Origin of the sequence: Lutibacter sp. (assembly GCF_033723435.1) — a bacterium.
Taxonomy (GTDB): Bacteria; Bacteroidota; Bacteroidia; order Flavobacteriales; family Flavobacteriaceae; genus Lutibacter.
In genome coordinates this window covers 31192-44178 of record NZ_JAWVXC010000005.1, presented here as the reverse complement: position 1 = coordinate 44178, position 12987 = coordinate 31192, and the positions used below count along the sequence as shown (strand labels likewise).

At 26.8% G+C, this 12987-nt stretch carries 14 protein-coding genes; 4 read left to right on the top strand and 10 right to left on the bottom strand.

The window, feature by feature from the left end; translation table 11 throughout:
- Positions 1-43 precede the first annotated feature (43 nt).
- The 3 genes from R3342_RS08805 to R3342_RS08795 form a co-directional block, all read right to left on the bottom strand.
- Positions 44-1594 (bottom strand): aldehyde dehydrogenase family protein, encoded by a 1551-nt coding sequence (locus tag R3342_RS08805; protein ID WP_318939662.1) that lies wholly within the window; start codon positions 1592-1594, stop codon positions 44-46.
- Positions 1595-1729: 135 nt separating this feature from the next.
- Complete coding sequence (locus tag R3342_RS08800; RefSeq protein WP_318939661.1) at positions 1730-2923, bottom strand: outer membrane beta-barrel protein; 1194 nt, start codon at positions 2921-2923, stop codon at positions 1730-1732.
- A gap of 13 nt (positions 2924-2936) precedes the next feature.
- The gene (locus R3342_RS08795; protein WP_318939660.1) at positions 2937-3473 is read right to left on the bottom strand and encodes a sigma-70 family RNA polymerase sigma factor; all 537 of its coding nucleotides are present in this window, start codon (positions 3471-3473) and stop codon (positions 2937-2939) included.
- Between the two features lie 85 nt (positions 3474-3558).
- Between R3342_RS08795 and R3342_RS08790 the strand changes: the two genes are divergently transcribed.
- Entirely contained in the window at positions 3559-4536 is a 978-nt protein-coding gene (locus R3342_RS08790; protein ID WP_318939659.1) for an acyl transferase, read from the top strand.
- 15 nt (positions 4537-4551) lie between these two features.
- Here the strand turns inward: R3342_RS08790 and R3342_RS08785 are convergent, their stop codons facing one another.
- The 6 genes from R3342_RS08785 to R3342_RS08760 all read right to left on the bottom strand — a co-directional run bounded on the left by R3342_RS08785 (position 4552) and on the right by R3342_RS08760 (position 8646).
- Entirely contained in the window at positions 4552-5136 is a 585-nt protein-coding gene (locus tag R3342_RS08785) for an NUDIX domain-containing protein (protein ID WP_318939658.1), read from the bottom strand.
- Positions 5137-5140: 4 nt separating this feature from the next.
- Positions 5141-5584, bottom strand: a complete 444-nt coding sequence (locus R3342_RS08780; protein WP_318939657.1) for a GNAT family N-acetyltransferase — start codon at positions 5582-5584, stop codon at positions 5141-5143.
- Between the two features lie 3 nt (positions 5585-5587).
- Positions 5588-6490 (bottom strand): cation diffusion facilitator family transporter, encoded by a 903-nt coding sequence (locus tag R3342_RS08775; RefSeq protein ID WP_318939656.1) that lies wholly within the window; start codon positions 6488-6490, stop codon positions 5588-5590.
- A 23-nt stretch (positions 6491-6513) separates the two neighbouring features.
- Positions 6514-6951, bottom strand: a complete 438-nt coding sequence (gene rpiB / locus R3342_RS08770; protein WP_318939655.1) for a ribose 5-phosphate isomerase B — start codon at positions 6949-6951, stop codon at positions 6514-6516.
- 535 nt (positions 6952-7486) lie between these two features.
- Positions 7487-7645, bottom strand: a complete 159-nt coding sequence (locus R3342_RS08765; protein WP_318939654.1) for a hypothetical protein — start codon at positions 7643-7645, stop codon at positions 7487-7489.
- 80 nt (positions 7646-7725) lie between these two features.
- Entirely contained in the window at positions 7726-8646 is a 921-nt protein-coding gene (locus tag R3342_RS08760; RefSeq protein ID WP_318939653.1) for a diacylglycerol kinase family lipid kinase, read from the bottom strand.
- 98 nt (positions 8647-8744) lie between these two features.
- Here R3342_RS08760 and rnr point away from each other — a divergent pair, with 98 nt between their 5' ends.
- The 3 genes from rnr (at position 8745) to tatA (ending at position 11944) form a co-directional block, all read left to right on the top strand.
- Positions 8745-10958, top strand: coding sequence for a ribonuclease R (gene rnr / locus R3342_RS08755; RefSeq protein WP_318939652.1), 2214 nt, complete (start codon positions 8745-8747; stop codon positions 10956-10958).
- A gap of 61 nt (positions 10959-11019) precedes the next feature.
- A complete protein-coding gene (locus R3342_RS08750; protein ID WP_318939651.1) occupies positions 11020-11694 on the top strand; it encodes a head GIN domain-containing protein in 675 nt (224 codons plus the stop codon).
- Positions 11695-11743: 49 nt separating this feature from the next.
- The gene (tatA, locus tag R3342_RS08745; protein ID WP_318939650.1) at positions 11744-11944 is read left to right on the top strand and encodes a twin-arginine translocase TatA/TatE family subunit; all 201 of its coding nucleotides are present in this window, start codon (positions 11744-11746) and stop codon (positions 11942-11944) included.
- A gap of 73 nt (positions 11945-12017) precedes the next feature.
- Here the strand turns inward: tatA and R3342_RS08740 are convergent, their stop codons facing one another.
- The gene (locus R3342_RS08740) at positions 12018-12950 is read right to left on the bottom strand and encodes an SPFH domain-containing protein (RefSeq protein ID WP_318939649.1); all 933 of its coding nucleotides are present in this window, start codon (positions 12948-12950) and stop codon (positions 12018-12020) included.
- Positions 12951-12987: the final 37 nt, after the last annotated feature.

Here is a 12987-nt window from a genome sequence, read left to right as displayed (position 1 = left end):
AACCGCTTTAAAAAAGCGGCTTTTTTATTAAAAGATTTACAAACTACAAATCGAATTTTATACCTTGAGCTAAAGGTAATTCAGTTGTATAATTTATAGTATTTGTTTGTCTTCTCATATATACTTTCCAAGCATCAGAACCAGACTCTCTTCCTCCTCCGGTTTCTTTTTCTCCTCCAAAAGCTCCTCCAATTTCCGCACCAGAAGTTCCAATATTTACATTTGCAATACCACAATCTGAACCAGCTTGTGATAAGAATTTTTCGGCTTCACGCAAATTATTTGTCATAATAGCAGAAGAAAGACCTTGCACAACACCATTTTGAATTTCAATAGCATTTTCAACATCTCCGGAATATTTAATTAAATACAATACAGGAGCAAAAGTTTCATTTTGAACAATTTCAAAACTATTTTTAGCTTCTGCAATAGCAGGTTTAACATAACAGCCGCTTTCAAATCCTTCACCTTCTAAAACTCCTCCTTCAACTACTAATTTTCCACCTTCTTCCACTACTTTATTTAAAGCATTTTGATATAATTTAACAGCATCTTTATCAATTAATGGTCCAACGTGATTATTTTCATCTAAAGGATTCCCTATTTTTAATTGTTTATACGCATCTACTATGGCGTTTTTTACTTTATCATAAATTGATTCATGAATAATTAATCTACGAGTAGAAGTACAACGCTGACCCGCAGTTCCAACAGCTCCAAATACTGCTCCAATTACGGTCATTTTAATATCTGCATCAGGGGTAACAATAATTGCATTGTTTCCTCCTAATTCTAATAAACTTCTTCCTAGTCTTTCAGCAACTGTTTTGGCAACAATTTTTCCCATTCTAATTGAACCTGTTGCAGAAATTAAAGGAATACGTTTATCTGTTGTCATATATTCACCAACTTGATAATTTCCATTTACAATATTTGAAATTCCTTCTGGTAAGTTATTTTCCTTTAAAACGGAAGAAATTATATTTTGACAAGCTATGCTACAAAGTGGTGCTTTTTCTGAAGCTTTCCAAACGCAAACATCACCAGCAATCCAAGCTAAAGCTGTATTCCAACTCCAAACAGCAACAGGAAAGTTAAATGCAGATATAATTCCTACAATTCCTAATGGATGATATTGGTCGTACATTCTATGACCTGGACGTTCTGAATGTAAAGTAGAACCTTGTAATTGTCGAGACAAACCAACAGCAAAATCACAGATATCAATCATTTCCTGAACTTCCCCTAAACCTTCTTGTAAAGATTTTCCCATTTCATAGGAAACTAATTCTCCTAAAGGTTGTTTTAATTCTCTAAGTTTAAGTCCAAATTGACGAACAATTTCTCCTCGTTGAGGAGCTGGAACTAATCGCCAGGTTTTAAAAGCTGCTTTTGCAGTAGTTATTACTTTTTCAAAATCTTCTTTTGTAGTTGTGGTTACTTTCCCAATTAAGTTTCCATCTACAGGCGAAATAGAATCAATTATTTCCCCATTTCCAAAAAAAATATTTCCAGTTGAAGTTCCTTGATTTAAATGTTTAACACCTAATAAATCAAGTGATTTTTGTATTGTTTTATCTATTGTTGTTTCCATAATAGGATTTATTATACGTTTGTTTGTGATGTTGCAAAATTACAAATAATAATAGGTTTTAAAAAGAAAAGCCGTTTCTAAATAGAAACGGCTTTCTTCATTCAATATTTGGTAACCAACCAAATAATAAACCAACTAAAACTTATAATTTATCCCTGTGTAAACTCCTAAATAATAAGGCAATAAACTGCCAGAGTTTTTTGAAAAGGTATTTGTTTGAACCTTAAACATTGGTGAAACGTTTAAGTATAAATTTTTACGAATTAAATAATCAATATCTACTCCAAAGTTACCACTAAAGTTTATAGATCTAAGGTTATTAGAAGCTCCTAAGCTTTGGGTATAATCTGAAGTTTCTACAAATATTTCATCTCTATTTAATAATAATGTACTAAATCCACCAACTAAATTAACTCCAAATTTTCCATTAGTAACATTATATTTAACTTCTACTGGAATTTCAACATAACCAAAAACTTGGTTTAAACTTCCGGTAGTATTTAACTCATCTTTAGAACTTTTGGTACTTTTTCCTAAGTTAGGACTGCTTGAAATGTTTGATAATCCAACAGCAGAAACACCTGGAGTAATAAATACATTGTTTGTTGTAATACCTAAATTTATTAGGTTAACTCCTGATTGTAGTGTGAATTTTTTATTTAATTGATAAGCAACTTTAACTCCATAAGAGTAAGAAGAATTTCCAGAAGAAGGATTATTTTTAAATTGACTATCAATTCCTGAACCTTCTCCAAAAGAACTCATGTAAATAGGTGCAAAAATAGTTGCTACTGTAAATTTACTATTATCTATATCGCTTTTAGTAATTTTATTTTTAGATTTTTTAGGTAAAGGGAAATTTTTAGTATCTGGTAAATATTTTGGAAGTGATTTTGTAGTAGTTGTATTATCCGCAATACTTGTATTTTCATCTACTTTAATAATGTTATCTATAGGTTTTTCAATATTGTTTTGTTGTTTTTCTTTAAGGTTAATAACCTTTTTTGCAACAACTTTTTGTTTGTTAGTTGACTCAAAAGGTTTTAAAGTGTCTGTTATATTTTTAACGGTAGCTTTAGCAGAAAGAGGTAATTTAAATAAGTTCTCTGTAAAATTATTAGTAGGGACTAAATAAATAGCACCAATACTTATAAAAAGAAGTATTAATGCAGCAATACTAGCAAATTTAGCCCAAATTGGAATTCTTCTTTTTTGTGGTAAAACTGTTAAATTATTTTCAATACCACTCCAAACCTTATTTGGTGGGGAAACCTCATAATCTTTCAGTTTTTCCTGAAATAATCTATCAATGTTTTTAAAATCGCTCACTACTATTATTTACTTAAATAGATTGTTGTCCTTCTTGGTACTCTTCAATTTTCTGTTTTAAAATGCCTCTTGCTCTAGCTAAATTTGATTTTGATGTACCTTCAGCTATACGCAACATTTCAGAAATTTCTCTATGTGAATAACCATCTAATACATAAAGGTTAAAAACCAATCGGTATCTTTCTGGTAATTCATTAATGAGATTCAACAAAAAATCCAAAGAAAATTCATCTTCTTCAACATCAACAACTACTTCATCAGGAATCTCATCCGTTATAATATTTAACACATTTTTTTTTCGATACTTAATTAAAATTGTGTTAATCATAACACGTTTAAGCCAGCCTTCAAATGAACCTTTAAAACTAAACTGATCAATTTTGTTAAATATGGTTATAAAGCCATCCTGAAAATTGTCCTCAGCTTCGTGCCTATTTTTCGAATATTTAAGGCATATAGAGAATAACTTACCACCAAAAAGTTGATAAATCTCTTTTTGTGCCCTTCTATCGTTTTTTGCACACTGTTTTATCAGTTTGTTTAACCCCAAACTTCGTGTTATTTAAATATAAGATTCCTAAAAATATAATAGGTTGCGTAAATTTACATTACTTTTGTGGTGATTTCCAAATTTTATGACAAAAAAAAACATTTTTAACATAAGTAATCGTGTTGATTTTGAGAAAGTTAGTATTGATATATTTAATTTTCAAGCAACTCATAATTTGGTTTATAGTTCATTTTTGAGTTATTTAAACGTTGATATAAATTCTGTAAAAAATATATATCAAATTCCTTTTTTACCAATCCAATTTTTTAAATCTCATAAAATTATTTCTTCACAAAAAGAAGTAGAACAAACTTTTTTAAGTAGCGGAACTACTGGAATGCAACAAAGTAAGCATTACGTTACTGATGTTAATTTATATGAACAAAGTTTTAAAAAAGGTTTTCATTCTTTTTATGGAAATATAGAAGATTATACCATTTTAGCTTTATTACCATCCTATTTAGAACGAAAAGGTTCTTCATTAATTTTTATGGTTGATAATTTAATAAAGGGTTCTAAAAAAACAGAAAGTGGATTTTATCTTCATAATTTAAAGGAATTAGCAGATAAACTAAAATTGTTAGATAAAGCAAACCGAAAAGTTTTATTAATTGGTGTTACCTATGCTTTATTAGATTTAATTGAATTAGATAAATTTGATTTAAAAAATACAATAGTAATGGAAACTGGCGGAATGAAAGGTAGACGTAAAGAAATGATTAGAGAAGAGTTACATCAAGTATTATGCAATGGATTTGGAGTTAAGTTAATTCATTCGGAATATGGAATGACGGAGTTATTAAGTCAAGCATATTCAAAAGGAAACGGAATTTTTGAATGTCCACCTTGGATGAAAATTTTAATTAGAGATACTGAAGATCCTTTTACTTTTTTACCAAACGAAAAATCAGGAGGAATAAATGTGATTGATTTAGCTAACGTTAATTCATGTTCCTTTATTGCTACACAAGATTTAGGAAAAACATATCAAAATAATACTTTTGAAGTTTTAGGACGGTTCGATAATTCAGATATTAGAGGTTGTAATTTAATGGTGTTTTAAATACTAAAACTTAACTTATTTTAATAAGTTTTTAATTTTTGCATGCTGTAAAAGTATAATAGTTTTAGCATCTTGTATTTCTCCGGAATACATCATTTTTAAAGCTTTATCAAAAGTAATTTCTAAAACTTCTATTTCTTCAGTTTCATTTTCTAAACCACCTCCTTCTGAAATTTTCATTGTTTCATTTACTTCCGCAGTAAAATAATGTATTTTCTCGGTAACTGCACCAGGTGTAGAATAAATTTCAAAAACTTTCTTAGGATTTAAAACTTGATATCCGGTTTCTTCTTCTGCTTCATTTTTTATGCAAGTTATGGCATCGTTTTTATCTAATAATCCAGCACAAACTTCAATCATCATTCCATTTTCGTTTCCATTTAAAAAACTAGGCATTCTAAATTGTTTAGTTAAAATTACAGTATTTTTTATAGGATTATATAATAAAATTGCTGCTCCATCACCTCTGTTATAACTTTCTCTATTTTGATTTTGCCAAGTTCCATTTTTGGTTTTGTAATCAAAGTTTACTTTATCTAAAACATAAAAATTATTTGATAAATTTTTAATGCTCTTTATTTTAACTTTTTTGTTAGACATATAATTAATCTTTAATCATTGCTATATGAGGAATATTATCTTCTAAATACTCTTCACTAACTTGTTTAAAATCATGAGTTTCGTAAAATTTTTTTAAATAGGTTTGCGCAGAAATTTTAATAACTGTTGTTTTAAAATTAGTTTCAATAGCTTTAATGGATGCTTTTAAAATTTGATGACCATAACCATATTTTCTTTCTTGTTGTTTAACTACAACTCTACCAATACTAGCTTCAGAAAAATAATCTCCTGATTTAAAAATACGAGTATATGCTATTATTTTATCATTTTTTAATCCTATAATATGTAATGCTTTTTTATCTTTTGAATCTATATCTTGATATACGCAATTTTGTTCCACAATAAAAACTTCGGCACGTAATTGTAAAATATCGTAAAGTTCGTTTATAGATAAATCAGTAAATGATTTAGTTATTATTTTTAACATTTGTTAATCTTGTTTTATTAATTCCTTTAAATCATCTCTTTTAAATTCTGGTTGAAAATTACAATGATTAATTTGAAATTTTTCCAAAAGTGTGTTTTCTATGTTCTCACAAATTACATCAAACTCTGATAGTTTTATATTTTTATTAAACTCAATATGGGCTTCTAAATGACAATCGTAATCATTTAATTGCCAAATATGTACGTGATGAATATTTTTAATTTCGTCCATTTTTAGTACTTCATTAGCTACATCATCAATAACAATATGTTTTGGAGCAAATAACATTAATATTTTAGTTGAGGATATTAAAATATCCCAGCTTAAATAAATTAAATAGATTGAAATTAGTAAGGTTAGTAAAGCATCTACCCAATAAATTTGATAATATTTCATTAATAATCCTCCAAATAAAACCGCTACAGAAGTTAACATATCCGATAATAAATGTACATAAGCTGATTTCATATTCAAATTATGTTTTGCATCGTTTTTAAGTAATAAAACACTAAAACCATTTGCTACAATACCTAAAATAGCTAACCAAATAACTAAATTACTATCAATAGTTTTGGGTGTTGAAAAACGTTTAAAAGCTTCTATTCCTAAAAAAACAGCAATTACAATTAAAGATGCAGCATTTATAAATGCTGCAATTATTTCTGCTCTTTTATAACCAAATGTGTATTGTTTAGTTTGCTTTTTTGTGTGTGTAAGTAAATTTGCTACATAACTAATTACCAATGATATTACATCGGAAAAATTATGAACTGCATCGGAAATTAAAGCTAAACTTCCTGAAATAAATCCACCAATAACTTGTGCTGTAGTAATTACAATATTGAGTAATATAGATAATAATAAATTTTTACCAGATAATGTGTTATGAGAATGATTATGACTCATATTTAGAATTATAAATAATTAGTTTAACAACATTTAGTTGGTATTTTATCTACTCTTGTTTGATGACGTCCTCCTTCAAATTTTGTATTTAAAAAAATATCCACAAAACCTAAAGCTTGTTGTAAAGAAACAAAACGAGCTGGAATGCTTAAAATATTAGCGTTATTATGTTGTCTGGCAAGACTTACTAATTCATTATTCCAACAAAGTGCAGCTCTAATACCTTGATGTTTATTTGCTGTCATTTGAGCTCCATTACCACTTCCACATAAAATAATACCTAAATCAGCTTTATTACTTTCAACTGCATCTGCAACTAAATGAATAGTATCTGGATAATCCATACTTTCATTAGTATCCGTTCCAAAATTTAATACCTCAAATCCTTTATCTTTTAAAACTTTTAGAATTTCAAATTTATATTCAGTACCAGCGTGATCATTACCAATTGCTATTTTCATAAATTAAGTTTATAATTATAGCTACAAAAATACAAATTCGCAGTTATTAACTACTAAAATATAACATGTTAATAGTTATTTATAATTTATTGATTTACAGTAACTTTAAAATATAATAGAATTGTGGATAAATTTTAGTTAATTACTGAAAACTATTTTTGGATAATTCAACTTAAAAAATCATATATAAAATAAAGTAATACAACAGCTATTTTTTTATAGTTTTTAAGTAATAAGTTTTCAACCATTTTTTAAATGGTTTTTAACAATTTTAATAGTAGTATTTATTAAAAGTTTAGATAATTTATTACTATAAACATTTTGTTAATAAGTAGTATAATAGTATTGATGAATAATACTTTATGTTTTAAAATATTGTTGAAATCTATTAATAAGTGTATTAAAAAAATATTTACTAAACTTTTTATTGTACATATTAACAAACTATAATAACAAAAAATATTTTTTAAAATTTTTAAATTCTTTTATATTATAATTATATATGTTGAAAACTATTAAAGAAAGAAAAATACAGTTATAATTTAGTAACTAAATTTATTAATGTTGGAGTAGTAGAAACAGTTTCTACTTTTTCCTCAGAAGAAAATGTAGAATTAATACTTCTAATTGTGAAATAGATTCCTATTCCAAAAATGATTAAAAAAAGGATAATTATTTTATATAACCGTTTCATTTTTTGTGCTCTATACTAATAAAGACGAAAAACTTTAACAGTTGTTACAATTTTATTAAGAAAAATTTAACATTTATAAATTAAGGTATTATAAATTGTAGTGCTTTTGGTAGTATTTTTACTTCAAAATCACCAGTTCCAATAATTTCACCATCTGCTTGAATAAGTGTTTTATTAGTATCTAACACTCGTACAAAAGCTTTTGATGATGTGTATGATTTTACAAAATTTAAATCTGTAACTTTTCCGTTAAATAATTTAGTAATATGTTTTAAAATAGTTACTAAATTAATTTTATCTAAATACGTGATATCAAATTTACCATCACTTGATGAAATGTAATTAGTAAGCTGCATACCGCCACCAGAATATTTACAAATACCAATTAAAAATAATAAACTAGATTGTTTAATTATTTTGTTATTAAATTTAATTTCAAGTAAACTTCGTTTATAATTAACTATACTAAATAATGTACTAACTAAATAAGCTATAAAACCTAAATGTTTAAATTTATGTACATAATTTACAACATGAGCATCAAAACCTATTCCGGCTAGATTGTTAAAATAAACTACTTTATTTTTATTAGCTAAAGTAATTTTACCTATATCTTGTAAAAAAATGTTTTCTTTTTTTATAATTTCAATTGCTTTTTTGTAGTTTTTTGAAATTCCATAGGTTTTAATCCAATCGTTTCCAGTTCCAACGGGAATTATACCAATTTTTATAACTTTAATATTTATAGTATCACTATGATGAAAAATACCATTAACTATATGATGTAAACTACCATCACCACCAACACAAATAAACTTAGTAATACCATGTTTAATAGCATTTTCAATTAATTTTATAGAATGTTTTTCGTATTCTGTAAAAGCATAAGTAAATTTAAACTCTTGTTTTTTTAGTTCATTATAAATAGATTGCCATTTCCTTTTTGCTTTACCATTTCCAGAAACTGGATTAACAATAACAAACCACTCATTAAGCTCCATTAATTATATTTTAAATAAGGTATTAATTTATTATAACTTTTAAATAACACATTCAAAGGTAAATATTTGTACTTTTGAAATTACATAAAATGAAATAAATGTCGAAGAGAAATAAAATTTATAAAAAAAAAGGTAATGTAATAAAAGATTTAACTAGAAAAATACTAAAACTATTAAATCAAGATACTTCAAAAACTTACAATTACCGTCAAATTGCTGCTAAATTAGATATTACGGATGCACCTGGTAGAAATCAAATCATTCAAAAATTAGAAGCTTTAAAACTAGAACAAAAAGTAGAAGAAATAGATCGAGGAAAATTTAAAATAATTCCTATTTCAAAATATTATATAGGAACTATTGATGCTACCACTAATGGAAATGCTTATTTTATATCTGAAGAATTAGAACATGATGTTTACATTCCAGCACGAAATTTAAATAGAGCATTAAATAAAGATACCGTTAAAATTTACCTCTATAAACGTAAACCAAATAGTAGAGAAGAAGGAGATGTTGTTGAAATTGTTAAACGTTTTAAAACTGAATTTGTAGGAGTTTTACAACTTAATAAAAATTTTGGGTTTGTAATTCCAGACGATTCTAAAATGTATGCTGATATTTTTATTCCAAAAAATAAACTTAAAAATGCAGAACATGGTGTAAAAGTTTTAGCAAAAATATCCGATTGGCCAGCAAATTCTAAAAACCCATTTGGAGTAATAAAAGAAGTTTTAGGATTACCAGGAGATCATAATACCGAAATTCATTCTATTTTATTAGAATACGGTTTACCTTATATATTTCCAGAAGAAGTTGAAGCTTATGCAGCTAAAATTCCTTTAGAAATTTCTGAAAACGAAATTAAAAAACGTAGAGATTTACGTGATGTTACTACATTTACTATTGATCCAACGGATGCCAAAGATTTTGATGATGCTTTATCTTTTAAAGTTTTAGAAGATAACCTTTATGAAATAGGAATTCATATTGCAGATGTTTCTCATTATGTGCAAGAAAATACTATTTTAGAAGAAGAAGCTTATAAAAGAGCAACTTCAGTTTATTTGGTAGACAGAGTAGTACCAATGCTTCCCGAAGTTTTATCTAACGGAGTTTGTTCTTTACGTCCAAATGAAGAAAAGCTAACTTTTTCAGCAATATTTAAAATTAATTCAAAAGCACAAATTGTAGATCAATGGTTTGGTAAAACTGTAATTTATTCGGATAAGCGATTTTCTTATAACGAAGCTCAAGAAATTATTGAAACCAAAACCAATGTAATTTCTTCTGAAAATTCATTAACAAATAAATCTTATAAAGTTGAGGCTAAAATAGTTGATGCAATTTTAACTTTAGATACTTTAGCCAAAAAAATTCGTAAAAAAAGAATGCAACAAGGCGCAATTGCTTTTGATAAAGTTGAAGTTAAATTTAACTTAGATGAAAATGCAGAGCCAACAGGAGTATTTTTTAAAGAATCTAAAGATGCTAATAAATTAATTGAAGAATTTATGTTATTAGCTAATAAAAAAGTTGCGGAATATGTTGGTAAAAGTAAAGGTGTTCCAACTAAAAATACTTTTATTTATAGAGTTCATGACGAACCAAATTTAGATAAGTTAGCAGCTTTACAAACCATAATTAACAAGTTTGGTTACACCAATAAAATTGATACAAAAGATAAAAAAACTACTTCTTCTAGTTTAAATAAATTATTAATGGATGTACATGGAAAAGGGGAAGCTAATATGGTGGAAACTTTAGTAGTTCGTTCTATGAGTAAAGCGGAATATACAACTCAAAATATTGGTCATTACGGATTAGCATTTGATTATTATTCGCATTTTACTTCTCCAATTAGAAGATACCCTGATGTAATGACACATCGTTTGTTACAACATTATTTAGAAGGTGGAAAATCCCCAAAAGCTACTTCATACGAAGAAAAGTGTAGACATTCTTCTGAAATGGAATATTTAGCAACAAAAGCAGAACGAGATTCTATCAAGTATATGCAAGTTAAATATATGGAAAGTCACAAAAATCAAGAATTTGAAGGAGTTATTTCAGGAGTTACTGAATGGGGAATTTATGTTGAAATTATTGAAAATAAATGTGAAGGAATGTGTAGAATTCGTCAAATTAAAGATGACTACTATATTTATGATGAAAAACAATATGCTTTAGTTGGGCAATCTACCAAAAACCTTTACCAGCTAGGAGATCATGTACTTATAAAAGTTAAAAATACCGATTTAGAGCGTAAACATTTAGATTTTACTTTAATAGAAAAATTAAAAAATATTTAACTAAAAAGGTACAATTATTGTTTAGCTTAGTAGTTATATAACAAATTAATTAAAATATATTATGAAAAAACTAGCACTTTTACTTATTCTAGTTGGTTCTATAGCCTTTGCACAAAAACCAATTACTAAAAATTTAGGTGATTTTAATACTATAAAAGTATTTAATGGATTAACCGTAAAATTACATAAAGCTAAAAAACCAACTATTGTAATTACAGGCTCTAAAGCAGATGATGTTTCTGTAAAAAACTCTAATGGAATTTTAAAAATTAAACTTAAATTTCCAGATAGTTTTACTGCTGAAGATGTTGTTGTTACTATTAATTATTCTAAAAACATAGAAGTTATTGATGCTAATGAAGGAGCTACTATAACATCGGATGAAGCAATTAATCAACAACAATTAGAAGTTAAAGTACAAGAAGGAGCTAAAATAAAAGTTCCAGTAGAAGTAAAATATTTAACTGTAAAAGCTGTTTCTGGAGGATCTATTAAATTACAAGGAACAACCCAAAATCAAGATATTGAAGCTACTACAGGTGGTATTTATAAAGCATATAATTTAGAGAGCAAACAAACTACTGCTGTTGCAGCTTCTGGAGCTATTGTAGAAGTTAATACTTCAGAAGTTTTAGATGCTAAAGTTCGTTTTGGAGGAACTATTTTTTATAAAGGAACTCCTGAAGTTTTAAAGACTAAAAAAATTATTGGAGGAACTATAAAAGATAAAAATTAATTTTAGTTTTGAATTTATTACTATCTTTGCTACTCAAAAATAATAAATAATGAATGCACTTTATATTTTTTTAGGAATAGTTGGACCTTGGCAATGGATAATTATAGGTTTAGCTATATTATTATTGTTTGGTGGTAAAAAATTACCAGAACTTATGAAAGGTTTAGGTAGCGGTATAAAAGAGTTTAAGAAAGCCACACAAGATGAAGAAGATGAAGTAAAAAAAGATGAAAAAATTGATAAAGAATAAATTTAAAAACTCTTTATAAAAAAACCTGAAAATTTAATTTTCAGGTTTTTTTATGTTTCACATTTATGTTTATCTATTCTTTATTATCTCCTTTTGAAGATTTTTTAGATTCATGAGATGATTCGTTTATTTTATTTGCAGCTACCAAACTTGTAACCATATCATTAAGCATTTGACTTGCTGCATTTGGATTATTAGGTAATAAAATTAAGTTAGATTTTGTATCGGAACCTATACTTTGTAACGTATCATAATGTTGCGTAATTACAATTAATGCAGAAGCTTCTTGGCTATTAATTCCCGCTCTGTTTAAAACATCAACACTTTCTTCTAAACCACGAGCTATTTCTCTTCGTTGATCTGCAATACCTTTACCTTGTAAACGTTTGCTTTCTGCTTCTGCCTTTGCTCTTTCAACAATTAAAATACGTTGTGCATCCCCTTCGTGTTGAGCAGCAACTTTTTCACGTTCTGCAGCGTTAATTCTGTTCATAGCTATTTTAACTTTTTCATCAGGATCAATATCCGTAACCAAAGCTTTAATAATATCGTAACCATAATTAAGCATAGCTTCTTTTAAATCGCGTTGAATAGCTAATGCAATTTCTTCTTTCTTTTCAAAAACATCATCTAATATCATTTTAGGAACTTCTGCACGTACAACATCAAAAATAAAGGCTGTAATTTGTTCATGTGGACTTTGAAGTTTGTAAAAAGCATCATATACATGATTTTGTTGTACAAGAAATTGTACTGAAATTTTAAGATGTACAAAAACATCATCTTTAGTTTTAGTTTCTACAATTACATCTAACTGTTGTACCCTTAAACTAACACGTCCAGAAATTTTATCAAAAAACGGAATTTTAAGTCGTAAACCAGGACCTTTTGAACTTTGAAATTTACCAAAACGTTCAATTATTGCAATGGTTTGTTGTTTAACAGTAAATAATCCTGAGCCAATAATTACAAGTACAAGAAAAATAATAACATATGTTCCAATCATTTTATTTTATTTTAAGATTTATGAATTAGTTAAAGAT

Coding starts and splice junctions, on each gene's coding strand:
- R3342_RS08780 (WP_318939657.1), bottom strand. CDS start 5,584: ATGTTAAAAATAATAACTAAATCATTTACTGATTTATCTATAAACGAA.
- R3342_RS08765 (WP_318939654.1), bottom strand. CDS start 7,645: ATGAAACGGTTATATAAAATAATTATCCTTTTTTTAATCATTTTTGGA.
- rpiB (WP_318939655.1), bottom strand. CDS start 6,951: ATGAAAATAGCAATTGGTAATGATCACGCTGGTACTGAATATAAATTT.
- R3342_RS08790 (WP_318939659.1), top strand. CDS start 3,559: ATGACAAAAAAAAACATTTTTAACATAAGTAATCGTGTTGATTTTGAG.
- R3342_RS08805 (WP_318939662.1), bottom strand. CDS start 1,594: ATGGAAACAACAATAGATAAAACAATACAAAAATCACTTGATTTATTA.
- R3342_RS08760 (WP_318939653.1), bottom strand. CDS start 8,646: ATGGAGCTTAATGAGTGGTTTGTTATTGTTAATCCAGTTTCTGGAAAT.
- rnr (WP_318939652.1), top strand. CDS start 8,745: ATGTCGAAGAGAAATAAAATTTATAAAAAAAAAGGTAATGTAATAAAA.
- R3342_RS08785 (WP_318939658.1), bottom strand. CDS start 5,136: ATGTCTAACAAAAAAGTTAAAATAAAGAGCATTAAAAATTTATCAAAT.
- R3342_RS08740 (WP_318939649.1), bottom strand. CDS start 12,950: ATGATTGGAACATATGTTATTATTTTTCTTGTACTTGTAATTATTGGC.
- R3342_RS08775 (WP_318939656.1), bottom strand. CDS start 6,490: ATGAGTCATAATCATTCTCATAACACATTATCTGGTAAAAATTTATTA.
- tatA (WP_318939650.1), top strand. CDS start 11,744: ATGAATGCACTTTATATTTTTTTAGGAATAGTTGGACCTTGGCAATGG.
- R3342_RS08750 (WP_318939651.1), top strand. CDS start 11,020: ATGAAAAAACTAGCACTTTTACTTATTCTAGTTGGTTCTATAGCCTTT.